The sequence below is a fragment of the Anoxybacteroides voinovskiense genome (genome assembly GCF_014196205.1).
In the GTDB taxonomy this organism is placed as follows: domain Bacteria; phylum Bacillota; class Bacilli; order Bacillales; family Anoxybacillaceae; genus Anoxybacteroides; species Anoxybacteroides voinovskiense.
Map to the genome: position 1 here is coordinate 50,126 of NZ_JACIDE010000004.1, position 25,990 is coordinate 76,115.

A 25,990-nucleotide genomic window follows, 5' to 3' on the forward strand; every position below is an offset into this window, starting at 1 on the left:
TATTACGCCCCCCCTCGTGGTTTCGCTTTACCTAAATATAGTTTGCCGTCTTTTACTTTGTACTCATAGCGGTCTAGCGGATGCATTGGCGGTGTACCTGGAACGTTCGTGCCGTCTTTCGTATAGCGGCCATAGTGACATGGACAGAAAAATTGGTTTGGATGTTCTTTGTCCGCGTTCCAGTTGACAGTACAACCGAGGTGCTTACAGATTGGCGATAAAGCGACAATCTCCCCTTTGTCGTCTTTGTACACCCATGCCGATTTTGGCTCTTCTGATTCGTACCACGCGTCTTTTACTTTCACTTTAAAGTCGAAGCGTTGCGGCTCGGTCGTGATGTCTTTCACTTGCGCCACCGCTACCATGTCTGCTGCCGCTTCTTCCTTTAAGATTGGGTCTAGCGCAAATCGAACCATTGGCATGAGAATGCCCGCCGCCATAAATCCACCTACACCTGTGAGCGTGTAGTTTAAAAATTGGCGTCTTGATACACGGTGTTTGTTTTCGCTCATCGTTTTCCCCCCTCATGTATAAGAGTAAGTCCATCCGGACAGAATCGTATAACACATATAAAACTAGGACATTCTAATGATAGCTCAAGATAAAGACAAGGTCAATATAATCGTCAATGAAATCGCTCACCGTTCGACAAGATTCTCATACCCATTGTGAAATAAACGCGTTTAACAGCTTTGTTGTCTGCTCTTGCACAATTTGTTGCTTATACGAGTCGTCCATATGCTCAAATGGAATGGACGGAAGGAAAAATAGCGCTCCTAACAACCCCTGTTTCGTTTCTTTCCATTTTTGGTCGGTTGTCACATAAAATACATGGCGCATTCCCGCTTCATTTAGCTCGCTTGTCCAACGGTTTAGCCGCTCTACACATTCATCGAGCGTTTCCGACGCGAAATATGTAAATGATGGAAGGAGAAAAAGCCGCCCTTTTAACTGCCGTTCGATTTCGTTTGTGACAAGCTGCATAAACTCTCCATCCGCAGCCGCTACTTTCGCGCGTTCGGAAAAGGTGAGCGGTAAAAGCGGAACAACGGCTGTGTCAATATACTGCTTTTCTTTTTCGTACATGCTCACATCATGGACTGTCCATTTCATTGTTATTCTCCCCTTTTTCATCGTTCCTTAATCAGCCTATCACATTTTCAAAAAAAAGAAAAACCTTGCGTGTCGCAAGGTTTATAGCCGGCGCAATTGCTCGGTCAGCTGTTTAAATGTTTGTTCGTCTTGGCGGTCGAGCGCTTCATCAATTAACTTCATCAGCCGCTCTTTTTGAAAATGTTGCAGCGATTTTTCTAAAAACTGCTCCGCCAATAATTTGTCTTTTTCGCTTACTTGCACATGTTTCGGAGCGTACGGATTTTCTTCAAGCACGGCAACGTATTGCGGTGAATGAAAGGAGGCGCGGAAGTTCAATTGAATGTAAATGTCTTCGTCACGGTTTAAGCGAATGTCGTGAAACGATTTTTCTGCGTCGGTCGTCATGACGTTTTCTTTGTAAAAGCGAAACGGAACATCATCGACGCAATGGGTCGACATGACCATCCCGCGCGGACAAAATTGGGCGTTTTCGACAAAATGCACTTTTTTCATCAACTGGTCATGGCTCATTAAGTAGTTTAAAATCCAAACACATTCGCGCCGTTTCAATTGGTAATGGCTTAAAAACCAGCGGATAAACTCTTTTTTTTCGTTCACGGACACCGTCATCCTTCTTCCCCCCTCTGCCGGTTTCCAAGAAAAAGGTGTGTAGATTGAGCGTTAAAAACTAGTGGATAGCGCTCTATTCCTTGCTTTTCTGCCGTAGTCGGCAAACGGCTCGCTTACCGACTGGGCAGAAAAGCTTACGTTTAGCCAGATGCTTTGTGAAATAATGGATATCACTTATGGCGTGCTACTCCTCTAGCTGCAATACCATTTGCGCTGCCTCTGTATTAGCGGGATCGAGTCGTACAATTTGCGCAAACATCGCTTTCGCACGTTCACGATCTCCTTCTTCGATTAAAAAATAACCATATTCTTCTAGAAACTCCACGTCATTCTTAAAGAAAGTATATGCCTCTTGGTAATGGTTTAATGCATCGGAATACATTTCAAGCTTATGTTTCGCGCGCGCCAAATACCACTCCAATTGCGGGTCGTATTCCCCTTGGTCGATGGCATATTGCAACAAACGAACGACGTCTTCGTATCGCTCTTGATGCATCCATACGCTCGCTAACGCAACTAGCGCTTCGACATATCCAGGGTCAATGTCAACTGCTTTTTGTAAATACGTTTCCGCTTCTTCTTCTTTGCCAAGTTTTAAAGCGATTTTTCCCGCATAGAGAAGCAGCTCTTTATTCCATTCATCCACAAGCAAGCCTTCTTTGGCGATGTCGTAGCTTTTCGTGACATCGCCTTCGTGCTCGTACGCTTTCGCTAAATACAAATAAAGCGGCACATAATCGCGGTCGAGTTCTTTTAGCTGCGTCAATTTTTCAATTGCCGTTTGGTAATATTCTGCCTGAAAGGCGGTAAACCCGTAGCCGAACAACGTATGGCTGTCGATTTTCTTTTCTATCGTTTGTTCATAATACGGAAGCGCTCGTTCAAACTCCCCTAACAAGCTAAGCGCTTCGGCGAGCCGCTCGGGGATGAACGTGCCGGCAACCGTCGTTTCACGTTCAAGTACTTTTTTATAAAATGAAATGCTTTTTCCATACTGCCCTGTCGCAAAATAAAGTTCCGCAAGGGCAAATTCGATAATCGGTTCGTTCGGCGCTTTTTCGTACGCTTTTAATAGCTTTTGTTCGCTCACTTCCTCAAGCCCTTGCATTTGGTAAAGGTCAGCTAAAAGTAAGCACGCCCGCGGAAAAAGCGGGTCGTCCTCGTCAATGTCTGCTAACAAGGCGAGCGCTTTTTCGTCTTCGTCAAGCTCTGTATAAATTTCTGCTAAAAAGATGAAAAGTTCGCCTTCATCTGGGTAACGTTGCACTAGTTCTTCGACGATGGTGCGTGCCTCCTCGAGCATTCCCCAGGAAAATAGATAATCGGCAAGCATATATTTTTCGTCGTCGGTCGCTTCTTTTTTTATGTTTGGAAGAAGGGAAAGGGCGCGTTCGATGTCGCCGTTTTCCACAAGTTGCACAAGTTCGTCGATTCGGTTCATTGTCCACACTTCCTTATGTAAAATTTGCCGTAAACATCCCTGGCGCTCGGACGATTCGTTCGCGCCCAAAGCCAGGTGGAAAAAAGAGCTCATCGCCTGCTTTCATCACTTTGCCGTTATGAACAGTGATGAGAGGAACATGTTTATCATAATCGACGGTGAACGTTTCGGCAACTAGGTTGCTTTTTGCATATAAATTATAATCTACTTCGCCGCCGATGCGGATATCTCCTTTTTGTGGATAAATGCCAATTTTCTTTAATACATCAAGCGCTAACGGTACGCGCTCTTTTAAGGCAAACGGAAGAAACGGAATGCGCTCATGTGCTAACACGTATTGCCATTGTTGTTCTGCTTGTTTCGTTGGCGGCGTCAGCCAATATGGAACGAGCGGAAGTGGATACGAAGCGAACGTGTCATACATCCAGCCCCAGGCGAGTGTTTCCAACGGTTCATCGCCAGTTAGTTCAATAAACAACACAGGAATGCGGAGTCGTTTGCATGCTCTGACAAATGATGGAGTAAGCGTACGAAGAGGGATTTTTACCCCGATGAAATAATCGACTGGGCTATTGAGTAAATGTACGCGGAGGTGCTGTAAGGCGTCCGGCAATTGTTTTTCATACCGGACATCGCACACTGCTAATAGCGTTGTGCATCCTTTTGCAAGAAAATGTTGCTGCATGTATGTCTTAAATTCCGAAAACGGGCGCGGATTGCTAAACGAAAAATCGAGCATGACATGGCCGGGCGTCATCACAAATTCACCAACCGGCATGCGCACCCAGCGGTACATCGCCGTTTGCTCATCGATGTAATCAATGCGGTTGTGAGCAATAACAAGCGAGCAGCGCTTCACCGCCCCATCTCTCACGACGGTCGCTTCATCGATAATATACGGCACGTTCCCACCCCCCCTTTAAGACAAGCTATGAAGGAACTGAGCAAAGTATGCAACATTTATCATTTAAAAATAAAAATGAAAAAGGGCGTCTAATAATCGAACAATCGATTTATTAGACAACCCTAATAATTATCTTTGTAACGCCTGCAAATGGTCAAAAAATGTCGGGTACGAGACGGCGATGGCTTCTGCGCCTTGCAGGGACATCGCGCCGTTCGTGATGCACGCCGCAATCGCGAGCATCATGCCGATGCGGTGGTCGCCGTGGCTGTCGACTTCGACGCCGTCCGCTGTTAGCGGCGTTTTGCCGCGGATGATCATGCCATCGTCCGTCGCCTCAATATCGGCGCCAAGTTTTCTCAATTCGGTCACGACCGTATCAATTCGGTTCGTTTCTTTCACTTTTAGCTCTGCCGCATCTTTAATGACGGTCGTTCCTTCTGCTTGCGTCGCGAGCAGCGCGATAATTGGAATTTCGTCAATTAAGCGCGGAATGAGCGCCCCGCCGATTTCCATCGCCTTTAAATGGGACGTGCGAATCATGATGTCGCCAATCGGTTCTGTATCTTCATTGCGGACGTTTTCAATCAAAAGCTCCGCCCCCATTTGCTCGAGCACGTCGACAATGCCCGTTCTCGTCGGGTTTAGCCCAACGTTTTTCAAGACGATTTCGCTATTTGGCACAATCGCGCCAGCCACTAAGAAAAAGGCAGCGGACGAAATATCGCCAGGGACGTATACATCCGTTGCTTTTAGCGTTTGCTTGCCGCTTACCGATACCGTTAACCCATCGACGGCGACTTCCCCGCCGAATAAACGCACCATCCGCTCCGTATGGTCGCGCGATTTCGCCGGCTCGGTCACCGTCGTCGTCCCTTCGGTGAACAGCCCTGCCAATAAAATCGCTGATTTTACTTGCGCGCTGGCAACAGGGGATTCATATAGAATCGGACGCAAATTGCCGCCGCGAATCGCAAGCGGCGTATAGTTGCCGCCCGCACGTCCGTCAATATGCGCTCCCATCATCGTTAACGGCTTTGTCACCCGCGCCATCGGTCGTTTCGCAATCGACGCATCGCCAATTAAGCAAGCATGGAACGGGCATGCGGCTAAAATGCCAAGCAACAACCTCGTCGTCGTTCCCGAGTTGCCGACGTTTAATATGTCCGCCGGCTCTTGTAGCCCGTCGAGTCCGTTTCCTTCCACGACGACGTCTGTCCCGTTTTGCGTAATAGCGACCCCCATTTTGCGAAAGCAATCAATCGTGCTTAAACAATCTTCCCCCGGCAAAAAGTTCGCAATCGTCGTCGTCCCTTCGGCGATCGCCCCGAGCATAACGGCCCGATGGGAAATCGATTTATCGCCAGGGACGTGAATCGTTCCTCGCAGCGACGGAACGTTCGTTTGTAACGGCTGCATATGGCTCCTCCTTATCCTTCATATGTTTCGTAGTTCGTATGCTTCTTAATGCATTCTTTCGCTCTTTGACGGTCTTCGTCGCTTTGGAAGCTTAAGCGAAGCACCCCGTAAATTTCTTCGCGCGTTTCAATGATGCGAATATTCGTAATGCTGATGCGCTCGTGCGCTAAATAGCCAGTAATTTCGGAAATAACCCCCGGATAGTCCGGCACATCGACATATAAATCGTAAAACGATGGAATCGCCCCTTTCGTGCGAACCGGTAGTCCATCGCGAAATTGCTTCGCTTCTAAAAAATAACGGTAAATCGCGTCGCTTTCTTCCCGTTCGACAAACGACCGCACCTTTTGCATTTCCATCATCCAGCGGTCAAATAAAGCGAGCAATTCTTCTTTGTTATGTAAAAAAATATCGCGCCACATTTCCGGATTGCTTGAGGCGATGCGCGTAATATCGCGAAACCCACCAGCTGCTAGCCGGCTGACTAACTCGTCTTCTTGTTCGTGTTGCTGCGCTTGGTGCACCAAGCTTGCGGCGATAATGTGCGGAAAATGGCTAATGACGCCGGTAATTCGGTCATGTTCTTTTGGCGAAAGCGTCACAAAATGCGCCTTCGTCCCTTTCAACCATTGCTTCAGCCGCTCGACGTCGCTTTTTGGCACTTCTTCGGTCGGCGTTAAAATGTAAAACGCATTTTCAAATAAATGCGCTCGTGCCGCCGTTACGCCGCTTTTATGCGAACCCGCCATCGGGTGTCCGCCGATAAACGTAATCCCTTTCTCTAATAGCCGCTTCGCATGTTGCACGATGCGCTGCTTTGTGCTCCCAACATCGGTGACGATGACAGACGGCTTTAGACGGTACGTGAGCATTTCTGCTAAAATTTTTTCCGTCTGCATGACCGGCGTCGCTAAAATGATGACGTCCGCTTGCGCCATCCCTTCTTCAAGGGAAAAAACAGCGTCATCAATGACGGCAAGCGTCTTCGCAAGTTTCATTTCGTCTTCATTGACATCAAAGCCAATCACGACAGACTCAGGATGTTCTTTTTTGATTGCTAGCGCCATCGAACCGCCAATCAGCCCTAGTCCGACGACAAATACAGCTCCTTCCAACGGTTTCACCTTCTCCTATAAAATGCGCCCGCCGCAATGTGCGGCGAGCTTGTTAGACGAATTGTTTTTCTTTTAATAGCTGCGTGAGCGCTGAAAACACGTGCTCGTTTTGTTCTTCCGAGCCGATGGTAATGCGCACCGACGTCGGAAACCCGAGCGCATTTCCTGAGCGAACGATAATGCCGCGTTCAAGCAAATATTGAAACACTTCGTTTCCCTCAATGCCAAAATCGATTAAAATAAAGTTCGCTTCCGACGGATAATAGCGCAAGCCGTGCTGCTGGCAAAAACGGTAAAATGATGCAAGCCCTTGCTTGTTTTTCGCCGCACACGCTTGGATAAACGCTTGGTCATCGAGCGCTGCGGCGGCTGCTACTTGGGCAACGCTTGACGTATTAAACGGCTCGCGCGCCGGCTCGATTTGCCGAATGATCGCTTCGCTCGCGACGCCATAGCCAACGCGCAAGCTCGCTAAACCGTACGCTTTCGAAAACGTGCGCAACACCATTAAATTGTCATATTCCGACAGAAGCGGCACCGTTTCTGGATAATCGTCTGCCGTTACATATTCGTAATACGCTTCATCCGATACGACGAGCACATGTTTTGGCACGTGTTGTAAAAATTGTTCGAACTCTTCTTTCTTCACGTACGTGCCGCTCGGATTGTTCGGGTTGCATACCCAGACGACGCGCGTCTGTTCGTCGATTGCTTCAAGCATTTTTTTTAAGTCGTGCCGTCCGTCCACGAGCGGCACTTCGCGAATTTCCGCCCCTTCAATGACAGCGTTATGGCGATATTGCGGAAATGTCGGCGTTGCCATCACCGTATTTGTTCCTTTCGTTAAAAAAGCGCGGCAAATAATTTGTACGACTTCGTCTGAGCCGTTGCCAAAAATAAGCTCTGTTTCCCTTACGCCGAGATGTTGCGCTACTTTTTCCCGTAATACGCGCGCATAGCCGTCTGGATACAACGCTAACCGGTCAAGTTCTTTTATGATTGCTTCTTTTACTGCCGGCGACGAGCCGTACGGGTTTTCGTTCGACGCAAGCTTAATGACGTTCGTCAACCCGTATTGCCGCTTCACTTCCTCGAGCGACTTCCCCGGCTGATAAGGAGTGAGCCCTTGCAGCTCTTTTTTCACGTTCATCTTCTTTCACCCCACCATAAAAATCGACGTCCCGTAACGGTGCTACTAACTGTTCCACGTAGCGGCGAAACTCATCGAGTGCATGTTGTTCTTGTTGCAACAGCCGATCAGACAGCTCTTCTACTTTTTGTACGAGCGCGCTGCCGACGACGACTCCATCGCAATGCGCTTTTAATACTTGTACTTGTTCGCTTTTGGAAATGCCGAAGCCAACGACGACCGGAACGCGGCTATATTGCTTCACTTCCGCTAAAAATTCATGAATTTCTTCCGGCAATGTGTCGCGAACACCTGTCACTCCTAACGACGATACACAATATAAAAAGCCTTGCGCCTGCGAAGCAATTTTTTCGATCCGCTCTTTTGATGTCGGAGCAACGAGCGAAATAAGCGGAATGTTTGTTTCTGCACCTAACCGACGAATCGGCTCGCTTTCTTCAAATGGTAAATCAGGGATAAGGACGCCGTCTACCCCATTTTCTTTCGCTAAAGCGAAAAAGGATTCTTTTCCTAATTGTAACACAGGATTATAATACGTAAAGATAATAATGGGAATTTTCACACCTTTTTTTCGCATCTTGCCGGCTAATTGGATTGCACGTGGAAGCGTCATGCCTTGCTTGAGCGCCCGCGCGGATGCCCGTTGGATAATCGGGCCGTCGGCGAGCGGGTCGGAATATGGGACGCCAAGCTCTAGTACATCTGCTCCCGCCGCTTGCAAAACAAGCGCTAACTCAATCGTCACATCCGGATGCGGGTCGCCCGCGACAAGAAACGGAATAAACATATTATCGTCTAAATGCATGTTCGCTCGCTCCTTCCAAATAGTTCATCAGCGCTTGCACATCTTTATCGCCGCGTCCGGATAAACAGACGAGCACCGTTTCATCTTTCGCCCGTTGCTTCGCAATTTCAAACGCTTTCGCCAATGCGTGCGCGGACTCGATCGCCGGAATAATTCCTTCCGTTTTTGCTGTCCATTGAAACGCCGCTAGCGCCTCCTCGTCCGTCACGCTTTCGTAGCGGACGCGCCCGATGCTCGCTAAATACGCATGTTCCGGACCAACGCCTGGGTAGTCGAGCCCGGCGGAAATCGAATACGGTTCGATAATTTGTCCGTATTCATCTTGCAATAAATACGTCAACGAGCCGTGAATGACCCCTTTTGTTCCTTTCGTTATCGTCGCCGCATGGTGTGGCGTATCGACTCCTTTTCCGGCTGCTTCTACCCCGACTAATTCGACATCGTCCGCTAAAAACGAAGAAAACATGCCGATCGCATTGCTTCCACCGCCGACGCAAGCGACGACGACGTCCGGCAACTTCCCTTCTCGCTCGAGCAACTGCTCTTTCGCCTCATCACCGATAATGCGCTGAAATTCGCGCACCATTTTCGGGTATGGATGCGGACCGACGACCGAGCCAATCATATAAAAATGGTCGTCGCAATGTTGCACCCAATAGCGAATCGCTTCGTTTGTCGCATCTTTTAACGTCCGGTTGCCGCTAAAAACCGGCACGACTTGTGCGCCTAATAGCTTCATCCGAAATACGTTCAACGCTTGCCGCTTAATATCTTCTTCGCCCATAAATACAATGCATTCCATCCCAAAGCGAGCAGCAACAGTCGCCGCGGCAACTCCGTGCTGTCCTGCGCCAGTTTCGGCAATCAACTTTTTCTTCCCCATCCTCTTCGCCAATAGCGCCTGCCCGATGGCGTTATTAATTTTATGGGCGCCTGTATGGTTTAAATCTTCCCGCTTGAAATAAAGGCGGGCGCCGTTTAGTTCGTTCGTTATATTTTCCGCAAACGTCAGCGCCGTCGGGCGACCGGAATATTCGCGTAAATGATGCATATATTCCGCGCGAAACGATGCATCTGCGAGCGCTTGTTCAAGCGCCCGCTCGATTTCTTCAAGCGGACGCATTAACGTTTCCGGAACGAATTTTCCGCCAAAGTCCCCGAACCGACCGTTTTCATTTGGTACATTGTACATCCCGCTTCACCCTCTTTTCGATCTCGCTCATTTTTTCCCTGCTTTTTTCGCCATGTTCTTCAATGCCGCTACTTATGTCGATTCCGTGCGGTTGGTAGATAAGTAGCTGTTCGACGTTTTCCGGCGTAATTCCTCCGGCAATAAAACAAGGGACGCCTTGCCTTGCTGCTTCTTCTAAATAAACCGGCACCGACTTCCAATCAAATGACACGCCCGTTCCGCCATAAGCGCCGCGCACTCGAGTGTCAATTACATAGCCATCGGCAAAACGAGCATATTGCTTCATGCGCGCTAGTGCTCCTTCCTCGTGATGAATCGCTTTCCAGACGGGAAGCCCCGTCGCCGCTTTCACGTTCGCCACTTGCTCAACCGATTCATCGCCGTGGCATTGAATGACGGAAAGCGGAACGATACGGGCAACGTCGCTAATCCGTTCCATTGTTTCGTTCACAAACACCCCGACTAATTTTTTTCCGCCAAGCGGCACGGTTTCCAGCCATGTTTTTACTTGCTGCGCGTCGACTTTCCGCTTGCTTTCGGCAAAAATAAGCCCGAGATAGTCTGCTTGACTCTTCGCTCCTTTTTGTAAATCGCTAAGCGAGCGGTGGCCACAATATTTAAGAAGAATGTTCAACGCTTTCGACCTCCCCGTATAACGCGCGAACCGCTTGCGCTACATCGTGTTGCCGCATGAGCGATTCACCGACTAATACAGCTTGTGCCCCGTACGCATGCACCGTTTGCATGTCTTGATACGTATGAATGCCGCTTTCGCTAACGAGTATGCTCGTTGTTGGAACGAATGGCGCTACGTCTTTCGTCGTGTCAAGCGATGTCGTAAACGTCCGCAAATTGCGGTTATTAATGCCGATGATCGCTGGGGTAAATAGCGCTAAAATATTTTCTAACGTTTCACGGCGATGCACTTCGACTAAACATTCAAGCCCCTTTTCGTACGCTTCTTCGTATAATTCGTATAGCGCGTTTGGCGAGAGCGCCTCGCCGATTAATAAAATCGCATCCGCTCCGATTCGTACACTTTCTTCAATTTGCACGCGGTCGATAATAAAATCTTTGCGCAACACCGGCACGCCGACCGCTTGTTTAATTTCCGTTACATACTGGCGATGCCCTTGAAAATACGTTTCATCGGTCAACACGGAAATCGCATCCGCCCCTGCTTGTTCATACGCATTCGCATGGGCGACCGGCTGAAAATCGGCACGAATAACCCCCTTGGATGGGGATGCTTTTTTTACTTCGGCGATTAATCCGATCGCCCGCCGGCGATTGGTTAGCGCCTTCGCCAGTGACACGCGCGGGACATCACACGTTGGCGGAAGCGTCAACGTACGAATTTCGTTTCGTTTCGTCGCAATGATTCGTTCAAGCATACCGTCCCACCTCTTTTCTTTGTAGGCGTTCTAATTGGCGAAGCGCCTGTTTCGTTCTAATCGCTTCTTTTGCTAATCGAACCCCTTCTTCGATCGTTTTCGCTTTTTGGGCGACGTATAACGCAACGCCGGCGTTTAAGGCAACGATATTGCTTGCGCTTTCGTTTGCCGTCCCTTCCATTACCGCCCGAAGCAATGCGGCGCTTTCGGCAACGTTTTTTACTTGAATGTCGGTTAACGTCCCACGCGCTAAACCGCACGCTTCCGGCGTTAAGACGAAGCGGCGAATATGTCCGTCTTTTAATTCGACGACGTCCGTTTCTGCCGCAATGCTGCATTCGTCTAACCCATCTCGCCCGGTGACGAAAACAACGTGCATAGAGCCGAGCCGTTTGAGTGCTTCCGCTAATGTTTCGGCATAATGCGTCGAATATACGCCAATCACTTGCCGCTTGCACCCGGTTGGGTTGGCGAGCGGTCCTAGCAAATTAAAGACAGTGCGAAAGCCGATCTCTTTTCTTGGCACAGCGGCATGCTTCATCGCCGCATGGTACAGTGGGGCAAAGAAAAATGCTAAGTTTTTTGTTTGCAGCGCCGCTTTTGCTTCGTCAGGCGTCGTCTGAATCGGGATACGTAACGCCTCTAGTACGTCAGCGCTGCCGCTTTTCGATGACACGGCACGATTTCCGTGTTTGGCGACTTTCGCCCCGAGCGAGGAAGCGACGATTGCCGCGGCGGTCGAAATGTTAAACGTCGCTTTTTCATCTCCGCCAGTCCCGCACGTATCAATGACATCGTCTTCACATGCAACAGTTACCATTTGGCTGCGCATGCCACGCGCTAATCCCGTTACCTCTTCTACCGTTTCGCCGCGCAGGCGCAAAATCGATAAAAAACTGGCAATTTGGCTTTCAGTCGCCTCTCCGGACATCATCATCGTCATCGCTTCGTACGCTTCTGTTTCGGTCAATGTATATCCGTCAATACATTTCGCTAACAGCTGTTTAAACATAGACATCGCCCCCTTGAAACACCGCTTCTGCTAGTTCAATTGCTTTGATTAAGGCGCTTGCTTTGTTCCGCGTTTCTTTCCATTCCAGTTCTGGCACAGAGTCCGCCACAATGCCGGCGCCTGCCTGCACGTATGCGACGTTGTCTTTCACGACCGCCGTTCGAATGGCGATGCATGAATCGATGTTGCCGTCAAAGCCGATGTAAGCAACCGTTCCTGCATATACGCCGCGGGCAGTCGGCTCAAGTTCTTGCAAAATTTGCATCGCCCGCACTTTCGGTGCACCGCTTACCGTCCCTGCTGGAAATGCAGACAATAGCGCATCAATCGGATGAACGTCGTCTTTTAGCTCTCCAGTTACTTTCGAAATTAAATGCATGACGTGAGAAAATTTGCCGATTTCCATTAGTACTGGTGTTTTCACCGTTCCGTATTTAGCAACTTTGCCGATATCGTTGCGCGCTAAGTCAACGAGCATATAATGCTCCGCCCGTTCTTTCGGGTCGTGAAATAGCTCGTTTGCGAGCATTTCGTCTTCCTCGTTTGTCCGGCCGCGTCGGCGCGTGCCGGCAATTGGGTGAATTTCGACTTTCCGGTCGTGTACTTGCACAAGTTTCTCTGGCGAACTGCCGACGATTTCGGCATCCCCTGTTTGCAAATAAAACATATATGGCGACGGATTAATTTTCCGCAACATACGATATAGTTGAAAGCCGGTAATGCGAACCGGAACGGAAAACCGTTGCGACAATACCGCTTGAAAAATGTCGCCGGCGGCAATATATCGTTTAATCGTTTCGACGTGTTGGAGAAACGTTTCGCGTTCGTACGTCGACATGACGTTGGCAAACGAAACAGCAGCCGATGGTTCGATAAGCGGCAATAGCGGTTCGCTTTTACTCGTTGCTTTTTTGATGAAAGCGTCTATCGTTTGTAGCGCTTTGTCGTATTTTTCTTTCATCGTTCGTTCATCGTCCGTTTCCTCGTAACGAACGTAATGAACGAGCACCACTTCTCGCTTCGCGTGGTCAAACGCAAGCAACGTTTGGCAGACGACAAAGTGCGCCACTTTCATTGGCACATCACGATGCAGATGAAACGGGACTTTTTCAATCGTGGAAATGAAATCATAGCTTAAAAAACCGACGGCGCCGCCAACGAACGGAACGTCTATCTCCACCGGCTGGACTTGCAACGTTTGTTCGACGTATACGATCGCTTCTTTTAACGACGACACAACAACGGTTTTCGCTCCGTCGCGCACAACAAATGACTCTCCCGTTTCGCTTTCAATGGTTAAAAACGGTGAAAGCCCAATAAACGAATAACGCGACCACGGGGATTCGTCATCTTTGCTTTCGAGCAAAAAACTCGCTTCGCCCTTTAAATTTTCAAACAGCTGCAGCGGCTCTAACGCATCCGCAAAAAAACGGCGCACAATTGGAATAAATGACATGTTTTCTCCTCCATTCGGACGGAGAATGAGGGGATGGTGAGGCGAAAAAGAAAAACCCAAAGACGAGGATTGCCTTTGGGTTGGGTACTCCACTCACCTCAGCTACACTCGCTCACTCTCATCTCCGCTATTCTCATCTCATATGCTCTCTAACTAACTCTCTATACTTCCGTTTTGCTTTTTCCTATCATATTACCATTCTCTTTTTTTGTCAACGACAAATCCGGTCGAAGCTGAATGGCATCGCGTAAATAGACATGGACGACGTCTTGTTGCGCTCGGTTCGTTTCGACGGTCATCATGACGCGAATGCAGCGCGGCAAAGCGCCAGGCACCGGAATTTCTCGCATGCACATCACCGGCACGTACGTCCAGCCGTCAATGCGGCGAATCGCCTGGGCAGGAAAAGCTGCCGTCAAGTCTTCTGTCACGGAAATGAGGACGGACGCCACATCGTCGGCTTCGATGTCGTTTTGGCGAATCATTTCGCGCAACAGTTCTTCCGTCGCCGCCACAATTTCGTCCGCCTCGTTGGCAAAAACGGTCGTCGCGCCGCGAATCCCTCTAATCATCCCATCTTCCCTCACTTCGCGAAAATTCCTCTAGCCATGCGACTAGCTGTTCATCGGTCACGGTTTCGACTTGTACGTGCCCAATTTCTCGGAGTAGCACCATGCGAACGTTTCCCGCTTGCGCTTTTTTATCCCCTTTCATTTTTTGCACGAGCCGCTCGATCGAAAGCTCGTTTGGAAGCGCAACAGGAAAGCCAAACGATTGAAACCAGCTTGGCAATCGTTCGTCGGCAAACGAGACATGATATACGCGCTCGCTGACAAATATCGCAAACAACATGCCAAGCGCCACCGCATCGCCATGCGTCATCGTCCCGTATCCTAGTTCGCTTTCGAGCGCATGGCCAAGCGTATGTCCGAAATTCAAATGGGCGCGCACGCCTGTTTCTTTTTCGTCTTCTCGTACGATGCGCGCTTTCACTTCAATGCCTTTTTGAATGCAATATTGCAGCGCTTCCCCGTTTACGTCTTCCAACCGGGAAACGTGTTGCCTTAGCCATTCGTAAAAGCGATGGTCGCCAATTAACGCATGTTTCACGACTTCCGCAAACCCTGAGCGCAATTCACGCTCTGGGAGCGATTGTAAAAAGCGAGTATCGTAAATGACTGCTTCCGGCTGATGAAACGCCCCGATCATATTTTTTCCAAGCGGATGGTTAATCGCGACTTTCCCGCCAACGGCGCTATCGTGGGCAAGCAACGTCGTCGGGAGCTGTACGTAAGCGATGCCGCGCATAAACGTCGCCGCAACAAAGCCCGCTAAATCACCGACAACGCCGCCGCCAAACGCGAGAACGACCGACGTCCGGTCAAGCCCGTAAGCGAGCGCTGCCGTTTGGCACGCATAATAGTTTTCAAACGATTTCGCTGCTTCCCCGCTCGGAATGATATGTGTATACACCCTGTAATCGTGGCGCAAACGACTGACTAGCTCTGATAAATACAATGTTTCTAACGTTTCATCGGTAATAATCAATACTTTCGTTCCGCGCGCAAAGCCTAACGTGTGCAATAATTCCGGCAACCGTTCGCTTATTCCTTCGCCTAAAAAAAGCGGATATTGTTTTGTAGCGGTTTGGATGGTCATTTGTTCCATCGTTAAAACTCCTTTGCATACCGGCGCATTTGTTCGATATTTTCTTTAATGACATCCATTCGATCTTGCCCGAACTGTTCGACAATCGCGGATGCGATTTCCCACGCGACGACCGCTTCCGCTACGACGCTTGCGGCAGGAACAGCGCAGCTATCAGAACGTTCAATGCTTGCGGCAAACGGCTCTTTCGTATCAATATCGACGCTAGCAAGCGGCTTGTAAAGCGTCGGAATTGGCTTCATCACCCCGCGCACGACAATCGGCATGCCGGTCGTCATCCCGCCTTCAAATCCGCCGGCGCGGTTTGTACGGCGGCGAAATCCGTCGGTTTCGTTCCAAATAATTTCATCGTGCACTTGGCTACCAGGAAGGCGGGCGGCTTCAAAGCCGATGCCAAATTCGACCCCTTTGAAGGCGTTAATGCTGACGATTGCCGCCGCAATTTTCGCATCGAGCTTTCGGTCATAGTGGACGTAGCTTCCTAATCCAGCTGGCACGCCTTCGACGATGACTTCGACGATGCCGCCGATCGAATCCCCATTTTCTTTCGCTTTGTCAATCGCCTCCATCATTTTTCCTGCTGCTTCTTCATCTAAGCAGCGCACTGGCGACTTTTCAGTTACTTCTTTTAGCTGTTCAAGCGATTCATACGCAACATTCGCCGCGCGCACGCCACCGATTTCTAGCACGTGGCTAGCGACGTGAATGCCAAGCTCTGCTAAAATGCGCTTTGCCACCGCCCCACAAGCGACGCGCATCGTCGTTTCGCGAGCGGAAGAGCGCTCAAGCACGTTGCGCATATCGCGGTGCCCGTATTTTATCGCCCCGTTTAAATCGGCATGCCCTGGGCGCGGGCGCGTCACTTTGCGCTTCACTTCTTCCTCTTCTGTCGGCTCAATTGCCATAATGTTCGTCCAATGTTTCCAGTCGCGGTTTTCGACGACAAGCGTAATCGGCGACCCGAGCGTATAGCCGTGGCGCACCCCGCTTAAAATGCGCGCTTCGTCTTTTTCAATTTGCATTCTTCTGCCGCGTCCGTACCCTTTTTGCCGGCGCTGAAGCTCGACGTCAATATGCTCTTTCAAAAGCGAAAGCCCTGCGGGAACTCCTTCTAAAATGGCGGTTAGTTGCGGACCGTGCGACTCCCCTGCTGTTAAGTACCTCATCTTTTTCTCTCCCTTCAACTCTTTAACGCGTTTATGTAACAATATATCATAATTTGAAAAAATGAAAAGTAGTTATAAAAAAAGAATTCATCGTTCCGATGAACTCTTTTACAACTATTCCATTTTTCGATAAAAAAATGTTGCTTCCGTATCAAATCCGTACGACGATGGATTAAAAATTTGTTCGGTGCTGCCGACAAATAAAATCCCACCTGGACGCAACGCCTGATTAAATTTATGGTAAAGTACTTGCTTTGCTTCTTCGGTAAAATAAATAAGGACGTTGCGGCAGACGATTAAATCGTAGTTCGTGTCAAACCGATCGGCTAGTAAGTTATGTTTTTTAAACGTCACTGCCTTTTTTATGTTTTCGTCAATTTTATAATACATTCCTTCTTTTGTAAAAAACTTTTTTTTCATCGCTTCTGGCACTTCTTGTAGCGCACGCTCGGTATACACGCCAATTTTCGCACGGGAAATCGCATTTTCATCGATATCTGTCGCGAGTACGGAAATTTGCGACAGCGGCAAAAAATTCGATAGCACCATCACGAGCGTATACGGCTCTTCTCCGGTCGAGCACGCAGCGCTCCATACTTTTAAGCGGCGGTTTCGTTCGAGCAGTTTCGGCAAAATTTGTTTCTCAAGCACTTCCCATCGATTGGCGTTGCGGTAAAATTCCGAGACGTTAATTGTCATGCGGTCGAGAAACTCGTGAAACAGCGCCTCGTTTTTTTCCATCGCCTGAAAAAACTCTTGGAAATTGCGAAAGCCGCGCTTTTCATAAAGCGATGTTAAGCGCCGTTTCATTTGCGCTTCTTTATATTGTGCTAAATCAATCCCTGTTTTCTTTTTGACATTGGCAATAAACTGTTGGTAATCACTCATCTGCCCATTCTCCTTCATTCCCTTACTAAGAAAAGCGCAAAACGCCCGCCTATCGGCGAAGATCGCCCAAGCCCCACTGAGTAGTAAACGCCTTGAGCCGATGGCGCTTGGAGCTAGACAACGCTCCACCATAGTAGCAAACTTTCCTACCTTATAACAAAAGCGACTGGCTCGTCCGTAGAGCCAATCGCCCATTGATTAATATACCCACTCGTTCATCAACTTCGAATAGTTGACAAGCTCTTCTTCTTTAAAGAAAAGGTTGATTTCGCGTTCTGCGCTCGCTGGCGAATCAGAGCCGTGGATGACGTTTTTGCCGACCGTCACGCCAAAGTCGCCGCGAATCGTGCCTGGAAGTGCTTCTTTCGGGTTTGTTTTCCCCATCATTTGGCGCGCAGTCGCAATGACGTCTTCCCCTTCCCATACCATTGCAAACACAGGACCGGATGTAATAAAGTCGACTAATTCACCGAAAAACGGACGCTCTTTATGCTCCGCATAATGTTGCTCTGCTAGTTCGCGCGATACTTGCATTAATTTTGCGCCAACAAGCTGAAACCCTTTTTTCTCAAAGCGTGCAACGATTTCGCCGATTAAGTTGCGCTGAACCCCATCTGGTTTGACCATTAAAAATGTTCTTTCCATCTTCATACTCCACCCCTACAAAGTTATGTACTAGGAACAGGATTCCCACAAAAATAGTACCATTGTTTTCCGCTGCGTGCAATACGTAATGAAAGCGGTTTAACTATATCGATTTTTTCGTACGATGCAAACGGTTAAAACTTCCGCTTGCCGATATATTTTGCGACTTCATATAGCGCCGTACGCGCTTTATTTTTCGGCAACGTTTCTAGCACGGAAAACGCCTTTTGCAAGTAGCGATCGCTTAATGCATATGATTCGTCGATCGCTCCCGTTTGCTTAATGAGCGCAATAATTTCGCGCATTTCTTCCTCGGATGTGTGCGGGGTTACAGCCGTAATTTTTTCTTTCGCGCGCGCATCATGCATCGCAATAAGCGCTGGCAATGTCACATTTCCTTGCAATAAATCGCTTCCTGCTGGTTTGCCGAGCTGCTCTTTCGTGCCGATAAAATCGAGAATGTCATCCGTAATTTGAAACGACATCCCAACATAATAGCCAAATAAATAAAGGCGGTCGACGATTTCTTTCGCGGCGCCCGCCGCAATCGCGCCAAGCTGGCAGCTGACGGCAATAAGCAACGCCGTCTTTCGCTTAATGCGCCGCAAATACGTCCGCAACGTTTGCTCAAAGCAATATTTGTCTTTAATTTGTTCGATTTCCCCGCGGCACACTTCAACAATGGTTCGCGCTAATACGCGATGCGCCATCGGGTCGTTTAAGTGCGACATCGCTTCCAGCGAACGGGCGAAAATGTAATCTCCTGTATACATCGCAAACCGATTGCTCCACTTCGCTTTAATCGTTTCCCGTCCGCGCCGTAAGTTCGCATCGTCAATGACGTCATCGTGGACGAGCGAAGCCATATGAATGAGTTCGAGCGCCACAGCGACATGTTTCATCCGTTCAATGTCGTAGTTGCCGAACTTCCCAGCAAGCAATACGAGCACTGGGCGAATCCGTTTGCCGCCCGCTTGCAATAAATGAAGCGACGCGGTGCTTAATAGCGAATAATCGGATTGAATCGCCGCTTCCAGTTCTTTTTCAACGAGCTGCAAATCCGCATGCAAAAACGAATACATTTGTACCTTCATCCGTGTCACCTTATTTCCGGTTTATACCCTAAATGCATCGCCGCTACACCGAACGTAAACGGCTTTACTTCTACATGGACAAAGCCGGCGTCGTAAAACATTTGCGCTAGCTCGTCCATCCCTGGAAACTCGCGCGCCGATTCTTGCAGCCATGAGTATTCTTCATAGCTTTTGGCAAAAATTTTCCCAAATAGCGGCATAATGAAGCGAAAATAAAAATAATATAGTTGGCGAAAGCCGAATAACGTCGGCTGCGACGTTTCTAAACAGACGACTTTCCCGCCCGGTTTCACGACGCGGTACATTTCTTTTAATACGGTCATATAATCTGGGACGTTTCGTAACCCAAATCCGATCGTCACATAGTCAAACGTATCGTCTGGAAACGGCAGCTCCATCGCATTTCCGTGGATGAGCGTAACGTTTGTTAAGCGGCGTTCGTTCACTTTTTGTTCACCGACGCGCAACATGTTTTGGCTAAAATCAAGCCCGTACACGTCGCCTTCCGGTCCGACCGCTTCTGCAAGCGCAATCGTCCAGTCCGCTGTCCCGCAGCAAACGTCCAGCGCTTTTGCTCCTTTTTGGACGTTCATTCGCTTCATCGTTTCGTTTCGCCATTTTATATGGCGCTTGAAACTAATGACCGAATTCATCTTATCGTAATTTTCATATATTTTTTCAAATACGTGGTGAACCCGTTCTTCTTTCGATCGTTGCATCTTTTACCCTTCTTCCACCGTCTTTTTTGTGGCAACAGAAAAACTGCCGATTAGTTCTGTTAGCCGCATATGCAATAGTTCGTTACAGTCGAGCGAAAAGCTGAGCAACTCTTCTTTGCAGTGCTCGATATAACGGGTGCAAATGTGGGACAAATAATGGTTTTGCTCTTTTGTTATCGTTTTGTTTTTCGGAAAGACAATCGTTGCCATTAGCTCAAAAAGAACGGACGTCCCGTGTTGGATAAACTGCTCTTTTTCGCGAATGAGCCGCTTGAGCAATAAATAGTGGTACGCAAATTTTGACCATATCGGCCGTGAAAGGTGTTCGCCAATTTTCGCAATGAGCGATGATTCGATGACGGCGATGCTGTGAAATAGCGATTCGAGTTTGCTAATGTCTTTTTGGTATAAGCGGATTTTATGTTCGTTAATTTCTTTAATTGCCTCCGCTAACACGTGAATCGTCGCAACGTCGTTTCGTTTCGCTAAATAGTCATAATAAAGCCCGCTATATAAATCTCCCGCTAACACTGTTAGCTGCCGTGTCTTTCGTTCGTCATCGGTTTGGTTTGGGAGCGAATTTGTCACTTCATCGTGGGTATCAAGGGCGATTTGGACAAGCATCATCGGAACGATGTAGCTGTCGGCTTCCTCATGTTCGTGCTCAAACATCGACAGCGACAATAAAATTCGATCTTCATCAATCGGTTGCAACGGAACGTGCTGCAACAAATACGGATGGTGAAGAAAACGTTCAATTTGCTCTTTTAACATCGCCATTTTCGTTACAATCGATTTCAATCTGATCACCCTTGCTTCCCCTAGATTCAAAACATAACGCCTTTAATTATAGCATGAAAAGTCGGTTCATTGAACGGATTATTTTTTTCCCTCGGAATGAATTTCGCCGTGATTCGTTTGGATGAGTGCTTTTCCCCGCACTTTAATAGCCGACGTATGCTCGGTAAATTGGGCGATTAACACTTCGCCGCGGTCAAGCTTTTCGGAATGATGAAAGCGCGTATCGGCTCCTCTTGTCAAGCCGATGACGTTCACCCCGTCTTCGAGCGCTTTAATGACGATATAGTCGCTGTTATACATACAATTCCCCCTATCCTTTAATTAATGAAAGTACTTCGGCGCGCGCGGTTTGGTCGGTTTCGAACGTACCTCGTGCAGCGACCGTAACCGTTTTCGCGCCAGGTTTTTTCACGCCGCGCATCGTCATGCACATATGCTCCGCTTCGACGACGACTAGCGCACCGTGCGGCTCGAGCGTTTCCATAATCGCATCCGCCACTGTTGCCGTAATCCGCTCTTGCAGCTGTGGACGGCGCGCGACCGCTTCGACAGCGCGCGCGAGCTTGCTTAAGCCTGTCACTTTTCCGCCGCGCGGAATGTAGGCGACATGTGCGACGCCAAAAAACGGCACTAAATGATGTTCGCACATCGAGAAAAACGGAATATCTTTCACCAACACGAGCTCTTCATGCTCTTCACTAAACACTGTCTGAAAATGTTCTTTCGGGTCTTCATTCATCCCGGAAAATACTTCTGCATACATTTTCGCCACTCGCTTTGGCGTATCTAATAGCCCTTCACGATTCGGGTCTTCACCAATCGCTTCTAAAATCAAGCGAACCGCTTGTTCGATTTGTTCATAGTTTACCATCTTGATCCTCCTGCAAAAAATCTCGCTATGTATACCTGTACCCCGATTCTAGCATAGGAGTGAAAAGAAAAGCAAAAAAGAAGGGCGCGCATTTAGCTTGCCCTTCTTTCTCGCTCTTTTATGTAGCGATTACTTCACCGCGTCTTTAAGAGCTTTCCCTGGTTTAAATGCAGGAACTTTGCTCGCAGGGATTTCCATTTCTTCGCCCGTTTGCGGGTTGCGTCCTTTGCGTGCTGCGCGCTCGCGAACTTCGAAGTTCCCGAAACCGATTAATTGAACTTTATCACCATTTTTAAGTGCTTCCGTAATGGATTCAAAAACAGCGTCGACTGCTTTCGTTGCGTCTTTTTTAGAAAGGCCGCTAGTTTCTGCAACCGCGTTGATTAATTCTGTTTTGTTCATGCCATTCACCTCCTCCCAAGGACGAGTCCATCCGTGTATTACATTTCTTCACCAATTCTCCTAATTCTATACATGATTAGAATAATAATTTGTCGACATGCCTATATTAAACGATTCATCGACATAATTCAACATGATTTTCAACAAATCTATGCAACCAAGGCACATTTCGGCAAAGAATCTAAGTTTTACTGATAAAAGATTATCATATGTCGTCACCGTTCGCAAGCAGAAATCCTTATTTCTAGGCACTTTTCCGCCCTTTTTCATAAAAAAACACCCATGAAGAAGTTTTTCTCGCCACCAAACGATGAAAATGATTATTTTCACAGAAAAAAAAGACCCCAAATCGGAGTCTTTTTTACAAAATGATAGCGATTAGTCCACCCGAGCCTTCGTTAATGATTCGTTCGAGCGTTTCTTTTAGTTTATAGCGAGCGTTTTCTGGCATAAGGGCGAGTTTTGCTTGAATGCCTTCGCGTACGATTGAGCTAAGCGAACGTCCGAAAATATCGGAATTCCAAATCGATAGCGGGTCGTCCTCAAAATCTTGCATTAAATAGCGGACGAGTTCTTCGCTTTGTTTTTCTGTGCCGATAATCGGGGCAAATTCCGATTCGACGTCGACTTTAATCATATGAATCGATGGGGCAACTGCTTTTAGCCGCACGCCAAACCGCGACCCTTGGCGAATAATTTCCGGCTCATCTAAACTCATATCCGATAGCGCTGGCGCTGCAATCCCGTAACCTGTTTGCTTCACCATTTTGAGCGCATCGGCAATTTGGTCGTATTCTGCTTTTGCGTGAGCAAAATCTTGCATAAGCTGAAGCAAATGGTCTCTCCCGCGAATTTCGACGCCGACGACTTCTTTTAAAATTTGGTCGTACAAATCATCTGGCGCGTATAAATCAATTTCGGCGACCCCATGCCCCATTTCAATGCCGGCAAGGCTTGCTTTTTCGATAAAGTCGTATTCGCCAAACTGTTGGACGACGCGGTCGACATCGCGCAACCGTTTAATGTCTTTGACCGTATCTTTTACCGCTTCTTGATAGCTTTCGCGAAGCCAATGGTCTTCCCGAAGTACCATGACCCAGCTCGGTAAATTGACATTCACCTCTAATACCGGAAATTCATATAATGCTTCACGAAGCACGCTATAAACGTCTACTTCGCGCATGCTTTCGACGCTCATCGCCAGCACCGGAATGTCGTACTTTTCGCACAATTGCTGGCGCAGCGTTTCCGTTTCTGGGTGATGCGGGCGCACGGTGTTAATAATCATAATAAACGGCTTGCCGACTTCTTTTAATTCTTGAATGACCCGCTCTTCTGCGTCGACGTAGTTTTGCCGTGGAATATCGCCGATCGTTCCGTCGGTCGTAATGACGACACCGATCGTCGAATGTTCTTGAATGACTTTGCGCGTTCCAATCTCCGCCGCTTCTTGAAACGGAATCGGCTCTTCGTACCATGGAGTATTGACCATGCGCGGACCGTTTTCGTCTTCATATCCTTTCGCACCAACTACCGCATAGCCGACGCAATCGACGAGCCGAATATTCACTTCTAATCCGTCATCGACTTTCACCTTGACGGCTTGGTTCGGGACGAATTTCGGTTCAGTCGTCATGATTGTTTTTCCGGCAGCGCTTTGCGGCAGTTCGTCTTGCGCACGCGCTTTATCCGCTTCGTTGCCGATGTTCGGAATGACGACGAGCTCCATAAATTTTTTTATAAACGTAGATTTGCCTGTGCGAACAGCGCCGACGACACCTAAATAAATATCGCCGCCTGTGCGTTCCGCGATATCTTTGAAAATATCGACTTTTTCCAAATGACTCCCCTCCAGTCTTTGAGTCGTTGGGGCCGGTTGACCCGTAGTAGCAGGACACTATATGAATATGATGTTGTCCGCTTCCTTTATGACTGCTAAAAGAAAAAAACCCTTCTCTAGAATGTATGCCTTCGAGAAGGGTTCATGACTTATTTAACGAAAAAAACCGGCTCTCCTTTTCCATCGACTGTATACGGGAGAGAGTACGCAGGGACGAATAACGAGTTTTTGACTAATACCTCGCGAATATCGTCACCCGGTTTATAGGAGTGCTTCGTTTTTTTCAATGCCTCATATAAATCCATTTGGTAATCGACGTATATGTCACCGTTATAATCAATGACAAACGGCAAATTATTGCCGGAAAATGGACTGACCGCATACGGCGGTTCTTTATACCCGAGCTTTTGATAATCGAGCGTAAACACCCCTTTAGCAACCATTTGTTTAAATGGCGGATACCCGTGGGAATCGCGGTACATCGACAGACGTAAATTCAAGTCGCGAATTTGCTCGGCGATACGTAAATCTAATAGTTTCACCGTCGGGTTCGTCTCGGCATCGACGATGACGTATTGGAAGACGCCACCGCTTTCAAACGCATTCCCTAGCGGTTCTGGAATGTAGCGCGGAACGAGCTTTTGAAAATCAATCGGATATTTTTGGTAAATTGGTGTTTTCATGTCGCGCGTTTGAATCGGCAACAATCCGCCCGTTGCTTGGCGATACTCGTTCACCGCCTCTTGCACGCTTGCCACTTGGTCTTTATATGGAATTTGATTTTGTTTTAATCGCTCATCAGGATACAAGCATCCCGATAACAATAGGACAATAACACTCGCTACCATCCATCGAAACACACGCTGCATATCGACTCATCCTCTTATTCTGGTGTTGGACCGCTAAATACGACGAAAATAATAATAATTCCAGCAAAAATCATCAACACGTACGCAATTAACGCTAGCACGAGTTTAATAACCTTATTTTTTACTTTGTAGCGGCTAAAATAAATCGAAAACACCGAAATAAACATAAATGCCATGGACGTTAAGGCAATCCACATTTTCGCTAACCCAGGCGACATCTTTTTTCCCCCTTTGTCGACACTTATTATACAAGATTCACAAAAAAAACTGAAGCAAAGTGGGGCGTCTTTGCTTCAGCGAATACCCTTTGTCCGGAAGTTCAAGTCTATGATTGTTCGCCATAGTGTATGCACAGACAACCTATGCTGCGTCGGCAAACGCCTATTTCCCTAAAATATTGACCAAATCTTCCATTTCGTGTGTTTTGACACGCGCCATCAAAGAATCTGCCCCTTCTTTCGGGTCTTTTCCGTTAAATAAAACGTCATATAAAACTTCGGTAATCGGCATTTTCACGCCTAGTTTTTTCGCCAATTGATAGGCAGCTTTTGTCGTACGCACCCCTTCGACAACCATTCCCATGTTTTCTAGCACTTCCGCAAGCGGCTTTCCTTTACCGAGCATATTTCCTGCTCGCCAGTTACGTGAATGTACGCTCGTGCACGTCACAATTAAATCACCAATGCCGGTTAATCCGGAAAACGTCAGCGGATTTGCCCCGAGCGCGCACCCTAACCGAGCAATTTCCGCAAGCCCGCGCGTCATGAGCGCCGCTTTCGCGTTATCCCCATAACCGAGCCCGTCGGTAATGCCTGCCGCAAGAGCGATAATGTTTTTCAGCGCGCCACCGATTTCGACCCCGATTAAATCGGGATTCGTATAGACGCGGAAATAGTGGGGATTCATAAATAAATCTTGGATGCGTTCCGCTGCTTCCATGTTTTTCGCCGACACCGTCACCGTTGTCGGATGGCGCAAGCTCACTTCTTCCGCATGGCTTGGCCCTGATAAAATGACGACATCGGTTAAAAGCGGCCCCATTTCTTCTTCAATCACTTCGGAAATGCGCTTATGTGTGTCTGGTTCGATGCCTTTACTGACGCTAACAATCGTAATGGGCGTTTGAATGCACGCACGCACCTTTCTTAAGACGTCGCGAATCGCTTTCGTCGGCACCGCCAGCACGACCGTCTCCATGCCGTTTAACGCATCGCCAAGCGACGAATAGCCAACGATCCCTTCCGGCAGCGAAATGCCTGGCAAATATTTTTCATTCGTCCGCTTTTCATTAATTTCCGCGATTTGCTCTTTTCGCTGTCCCCAAAGCCGGACGGTATGTCCATTATCCGCAAGCACCATCGAAAGCGCTGTTCCCCAGCTGCCTGCTCCTAATACCGCAAGTTCCACCGTACCA

General features: G+C 48.2%; 29 protein-coding genes. All 29 read right to left on the reverse strand.

The window, feature by feature from the left end; genetic code table 11:
- Nucleotides 1–2: 2 nt before the first annotated feature.
- Complete coding sequence (locus GGR02_RS03555; RefSeq protein WP_066325789.1) at nucleotides 3–512, reverse strand: QcrA and Rieske domain-containing protein; 510 nt, start codon at nucleotides 510–512, stop codon at nucleotides 3–5.
- Nucleotides 513–657: 145 nt separating this feature from the next.
- Nucleotides 658–1,113 (reverse strand): YpiF family protein, encoded by a 456-nt coding sequence (locus GGR02_RS03560; protein ID WP_183183371.1) that lies wholly within the window; start codon nucleotides 1,111–1,113, stop codon nucleotides 658–660.
- A gap of 81 nt (nucleotides 1,114–1,194) precedes the next feature.
- Nucleotides 1,195–1,725 carry a ReoY family proteolytic degradation factor gene (locus GGR02_RS03565; protein ID WP_183183372.1) on the reverse strand — a complete coding sequence of 177 codons (531 nt, stop codon included), beginning with the start codon at nucleotides 1,723–1,725 and terminating at the stop codon, nucleotides 1,195–1,197.
- 184 nt (nucleotides 1,726–1,909) lie between these two features.
- Entirely contained in the window at nucleotides 1,910–3,166 is a 1,257-nt protein-coding gene (locus tag GGR02_RS03570) for a tetratricopeptide repeat protein (RefSeq protein WP_183183373.1), read from the reverse strand.
- A gap of 13 nt (nucleotides 3,167–3,179) precedes the next feature.
- The gene (locus tag GGR02_RS03575) at nucleotides 3,180–4,070 is read right to left on the reverse strand and encodes a hypothetical protein (protein ID WP_183183374.1); all 891 of its coding nucleotides are present in this window, start codon (nucleotides 4,068–4,070) and stop codon (nucleotides 3,180–3,182) included.
- A 129-nt stretch (nucleotides 4,071–4,199) separates the two neighbouring features.
- On the reverse strand, nucleotides 4,200–5,489 hold the full coding sequence (gene aroA / locus GGR02_RS03580) for a 3-phosphoshikimate 1-carboxyvinyltransferase (protein ID WP_183183375.1): 1,290 nt from the start codon (nucleotides 5,487–5,489) through the stop codon (nucleotides 4,200–4,202).
- A gap of 11 nt (nucleotides 5,490–5,500) precedes the next feature.
- Complete coding sequence (locus tag GGR02_RS03585) at nucleotides 5,501–6,604, reverse strand: prephenate dehydrogenase (RefSeq protein WP_183183493.1); 1,104 nt, start codon at nucleotides 6,602–6,604, stop codon at nucleotides 5,501–5,503.
- A 52-nt stretch (nucleotides 6,605–6,656) separates the two neighbouring features.
- Nucleotides 6,657–7,754: a histidinol-phosphate transaminase gene (gene hisC, locus GGR02_RS03590; RefSeq protein WP_183183376.1), complete on the reverse strand. Its 1,098-nt coding sequence runs from the start codon at nucleotides 7,752–7,754 to the stop codon at nucleotides 6,657–6,659.
- Nucleotides 7,657–8,559 carry a tryptophan synthase subunit alpha gene (gene trpA, locus GGR02_RS03595; RefSeq protein WP_183183377.1) on the reverse strand — a complete coding sequence of 301 codons (903 nt, stop codon included), beginning with the start codon at nucleotides 8,557–8,559 and terminating at the stop codon, nucleotides 7,657–7,659. The genes hisC and trpA overlap by 98 nt, the downstream gene beginning before the upstream one ends.
- Nucleotides 8,543–9,751 (reverse strand): tryptophan synthase subunit beta, encoded by a 1,209-nt coding sequence (gene trpB / locus GGR02_RS03600; RefSeq protein WP_183183378.1) that lies wholly within the window; start codon nucleotides 9,749–9,751, stop codon nucleotides 8,543–8,545. Before trpB ends, trpA begins: the two co-directional genes overlap by 17 nt.
- Nucleotides 9,732–10,385 carry a phosphoribosylanthranilate isomerase gene (locus GGR02_RS03605; RefSeq protein ID WP_183183379.1) on the reverse strand — a complete coding sequence of 218 codons (654 nt, stop codon included), beginning with the start codon at nucleotides 10,383–10,385 and terminating at the stop codon, nucleotides 9,732–9,734. The genes trpB and GGR02_RS03605 overlap by 20 nt, the downstream gene beginning before the upstream one ends.
- Nucleotides 10,369–11,145 carry an indole-3-glycerol phosphate synthase TrpC gene (gene trpC, locus GGR02_RS03610; RefSeq protein WP_183183380.1) on the reverse strand — a complete coding sequence of 259 codons (777 nt, stop codon included), beginning with the start codon at nucleotides 11,143–11,145 and terminating at the stop codon, nucleotides 10,369–10,371. Before trpC ends, GGR02_RS03605 begins: the two co-directional genes overlap by 17 nt.
- Nucleotides 11,138–12,157, reverse strand: a complete 1,020-nt coding sequence (trpD, locus tag GGR02_RS03615) for an anthranilate phosphoribosyltransferase (RefSeq protein ID WP_183183381.1) — start codon at nucleotides 12,155–12,157, stop codon at nucleotides 11,138–11,140. The genes trpC and trpD overlap by 8 nt, the downstream gene beginning before the upstream one ends.
- Nucleotides 12,150–13,613, reverse strand: a complete 1,464-nt coding sequence (trpE, locus tag GGR02_RS03620) for an anthranilate synthase component I (protein WP_183183382.1) — start codon at nucleotides 13,611–13,613, stop codon at nucleotides 12,150–12,152. Before trpE ends, trpD begins: the two co-directional genes overlap by 8 nt.
- A gap of 161 nt (nucleotides 13,614–13,774) precedes the next feature.
- Nucleotides 13,775–14,185, reverse strand: coding sequence for a chorismate mutase (gene aroH / locus GGR02_RS03625; protein WP_183183383.1), 411 nt, complete (start codon nucleotides 14,183–14,185; stop codon nucleotides 13,775–13,777).
- A complete protein-coding gene (gene aroB, locus GGR02_RS03630) occupies nucleotides 14,178–15,281 on the reverse strand; it encodes a 3-dehydroquinate synthase (RefSeq protein WP_183183384.1) in 1,104 nt (367 codons plus the stop codon). The genes aroH and aroB overlap by 8 nt, the downstream gene beginning before the upstream one ends.
- A 2-nt stretch (nucleotides 15,282–15,283) precedes the next feature.
- A complete protein-coding gene (aroC, locus tag GGR02_RS03635; protein ID WP_183183385.1) occupies nucleotides 15,284–16,447 on the reverse strand; it encodes a chorismate synthase in 1,164 nt (387 codons plus the stop codon).
- A 114-nt stretch (nucleotides 16,448–16,561) separates the two neighbouring features.
- Entirely contained in the window at nucleotides 16,562–17,335 is a 774-nt protein-coding gene (locus GGR02_RS03640; RefSeq protein ID WP_183183386.1) for a CheR family methyltransferase, read from the reverse strand.
- A 198-nt stretch (nucleotides 17,336–17,533) separates the two neighbouring features.
- Complete coding sequence (gene ndk / locus GGR02_RS03645; RefSeq protein WP_183183387.1) at nucleotides 17,534–17,980, reverse strand: nucleoside-diphosphate kinase; 447 nt, start codon at nucleotides 17,978–17,980, stop codon at nucleotides 17,534–17,536.
- A gap of 134 nt (nucleotides 17,981–18,114) precedes the next feature.
- Nucleotides 18,115–19,074, reverse strand: a complete 960-nt coding sequence (hepT, locus tag GGR02_RS03650) for a heptaprenyl diphosphate synthase component II (protein ID WP_183183388.1) — start codon at nucleotides 19,072–19,074, stop codon at nucleotides 18,115–18,117.
- A gap of 5 nt (nucleotides 19,075–19,079) precedes the next feature.
- Nucleotides 19,080–19,793, reverse strand: a complete 714-nt coding sequence (locus GGR02_RS03655) for a demethylmenaquinone methyltransferase (protein ID WP_183183389.1) — start codon at nucleotides 19,791–19,793, stop codon at nucleotides 19,080–19,082.
- A gap of 3 nt (nucleotides 19,794–19,796) precedes the next feature.
- Complete coding sequence (locus tag GGR02_RS03660; protein WP_229706082.1) at nucleotides 19,797–20,603, reverse strand: heptaprenyl diphosphate synthase component 1; 807 nt, start codon at nucleotides 20,601–20,603, stop codon at nucleotides 19,797–19,799.
- Nucleotides 20,604–20,672: 69 nt separating this feature from the next.
- Nucleotides 20,673–20,894 (reverse strand): trp RNA-binding attenuation protein MtrB, encoded by a 222-nt coding sequence (gene mtrB, locus GGR02_RS03665; RefSeq protein ID WP_066325840.1) that lies wholly within the window; start codon nucleotides 20,892–20,894, stop codon nucleotides 20,673–20,675.
- A gap of 10 nt (nucleotides 20,895–20,904) precedes the next feature.
- Nucleotides 20,905–21,465, reverse strand: coding sequence for a GTP cyclohydrolase I FolE (gene folE, locus GGR02_RS03670; protein ID WP_221210686.1), 561 nt, complete (start codon nucleotides 21,463–21,465; stop codon nucleotides 20,905–20,907).
- A gap of 129 nt (nucleotides 21,466–21,594) precedes the next feature.
- Nucleotides 21,595–21,867: an HU family DNA-binding protein gene (locus GGR02_RS03675; RefSeq protein WP_149917072.1), complete on the reverse strand. Its 273-nt coding sequence runs from the start codon at nucleotides 21,865–21,867 to the stop codon at nucleotides 21,595–21,597.
- Between the two features lie 361 nt (nucleotides 21,868–22,228).
- Nucleotides 22,229–23,707: a stage IV sporulation protein A gene (spoIVA, locus tag GGR02_RS03680; RefSeq protein ID WP_183183390.1), complete on the reverse strand. Its 1,479-nt coding sequence runs from the start codon at nucleotides 23,705–23,707 to the stop codon at nucleotides 22,229–22,231.
- A gap of 149 nt (nucleotides 23,708–23,856) precedes the next feature.
- On the reverse strand, nucleotides 23,857–24,576 hold the full coding sequence (locus GGR02_RS03685) for a hypothetical protein (protein ID WP_183183391.1): 720 nt from the start codon (nucleotides 24,574–24,576) through the stop codon (nucleotides 23,857–23,859).
- Between the two features lie 14 nt (nucleotides 24,577–24,590).
- Nucleotides 24,591–24,794 carry a DUF2768 domain-containing protein gene (locus GGR02_RS03690; protein WP_183183392.1) on the reverse strand — a complete coding sequence of 68 codons (204 nt, stop codon included), beginning with the start codon at nucleotides 24,792–24,794 and terminating at the stop codon, nucleotides 24,591–24,593.
- A gap of 163 nt (nucleotides 24,795–24,957) precedes the next feature.
- A complete protein-coding gene (locus GGR02_RS03695) occupies nucleotides 24,958–25,983 on the reverse strand; it encodes an NAD(P)H-dependent glycerol-3-phosphate dehydrogenase (RefSeq protein ID WP_268238429.1) in 1,026 nt (341 codons plus the stop codon).
- Nucleotides 25,984–25,990: the final 7 nt, after the last annotated feature.

Bases quoted from the DNA above. Each gene is read 5' to 3' on its own strand.
- GGR02_RS03555 (WP_066325789.1), bottom strand. From the start codon at position 512: ATGAGCGAAAACAAACACCGTGTATCAAGACGCCAATTTTTAAACTAC.
- GGR02_RS03560 (WP_183183371.1), bottom strand. From the start codon at position 1,113: ATGAAATGGACAGTCCATGATGTGAGCATGTACGAAAAAGAAAAGCAG.
- GGR02_RS03565 (WP_183183372.1), bottom strand. From the start codon at position 1,725: ATGACGGTGTCCGTGAACGAAAAAAAAGAGTTTATCCGCTGGTTTTTA.
- GGR02_RS03570 (WP_183183373.1), bottom strand. From the start codon at position 3,166: ATGAACCGAATCGACGAACTTGTGCAACTTGTGGAAAACGGCGACATC.
- aroA (WP_183183375.1), bottom strand. From the start codon at position 5,489: ATGCAGCCGTTACAAACGAACGTTCCGTCGCTGCGAGGAACGATTCAC.
- hisC (WP_183183376.1), bottom strand. From the start codon at position 7,754: ATGAACGTGAAAAAAGAGCTGCAAGGGCTCACTCCTTATCAGCCGGGG.
- trpA (WP_183183377.1), bottom strand. From the start codon at position 8,559: ATGCATTTAGACGATAATATGTTTATTCCGTTTCTTGTCGCGGGCGAC.
- trpB (WP_183183378.1), bottom strand. From the start codon at position 9,751: ATGTACAATGTACCAAATGAAAACGGTCGGTTCGGGGACTTTGGCGGA.
- trpC (WP_183183380.1), bottom strand. From the start codon at position 11,145: ATGCTTGAACGAATCATTGCGACGAAACGAAACGAAATTCGTACGTTG.
- trpD (WP_183183381.1), bottom strand. From the start codon at position 12,157: ATGTTTAAACAGCTGTTAGCGAAATGTATTGACGGATATACATTGACC.
- trpE (WP_183183382.1), bottom strand. From the start codon at position 13,613: ATGTCATTTATTCCAATTGTGCGCCGTTTTTTTGCGGATGCGTTAGAG.
- aroH (WP_183183383.1), bottom strand. From the start codon at position 14,185: ATGATTAGAGGGATTCGCGGCGCGACGACCGTTTTTGCCAACGAGGCG.
- aroB (WP_183183384.1), bottom strand. From the start codon at position 15,281: ATGGAACAAATGACCATCCAAACCGCTACAAAACAATATCCGCTTTTT.
- aroC (WP_183183385.1), bottom strand. From the start codon at position 16,447: ATGAGGTACTTAACAGCAGGGGAGTCGCACGGTCCGCAACTAACCGCC.
- GGR02_RS03640 (WP_183183386.1), bottom strand. From the start codon at position 17,335: ATGAGTGATTACCAACAGTTTATTGCCAATGTCAAAAAGAAAACAGGG.
- ndk (WP_183183387.1), bottom strand. From the start codon at position 17,980: ATGGAAAGAACATTTTTAATGGTCAAACCAGATGGGGTTCAGCGCAAC.
- hepT (WP_183183388.1), bottom strand. From the start codon at position 19,074: ATGAAGGTACAAATGTATTCGTTTTTGCATGCGGATTTGCAGCTCGTT.
- GGR02_RS03655 (WP_183183389.1), bottom strand. From the start codon at position 19,793: ATGCAACGATCGAAAGAAGAACGGGTTCACCACGTATTTGAAAAAATA.
- mtrB (WP_066325840.1), bottom strand. From the start codon at position 20,894: ATGTATAACAGCGACTATATCGTCATTAAAGCGCTCGAAGACGGGGTG.
- folE (WP_221210686.1), bottom strand. From the start codon at position 21,465: ATGGTAAACTATGAACAAATCGAACAAGCGGTTCGCTTGATTTTAGAA.
- GGR02_RS03675 (WP_149917072.1), bottom strand. From the start codon at position 21,867: ATGAACAAAACAGAATTAATCAACGCGGTTGCAGAAACTAGCGGCCTT.
- GGR02_RS03685 (WP_183183391.1), bottom strand. From the start codon at position 24,576: ATGCAGCGTGTGTTTCGATGGATGGTAGCGAGTGTTATTGTCCTATTG.
- GGR02_RS03690 (WP_183183392.1), bottom strand. From the start codon at position 24,794: ATGTCGCCTGGGTTAGCGAAAATGTGGATTGCCTTAACGTCCATGGCA.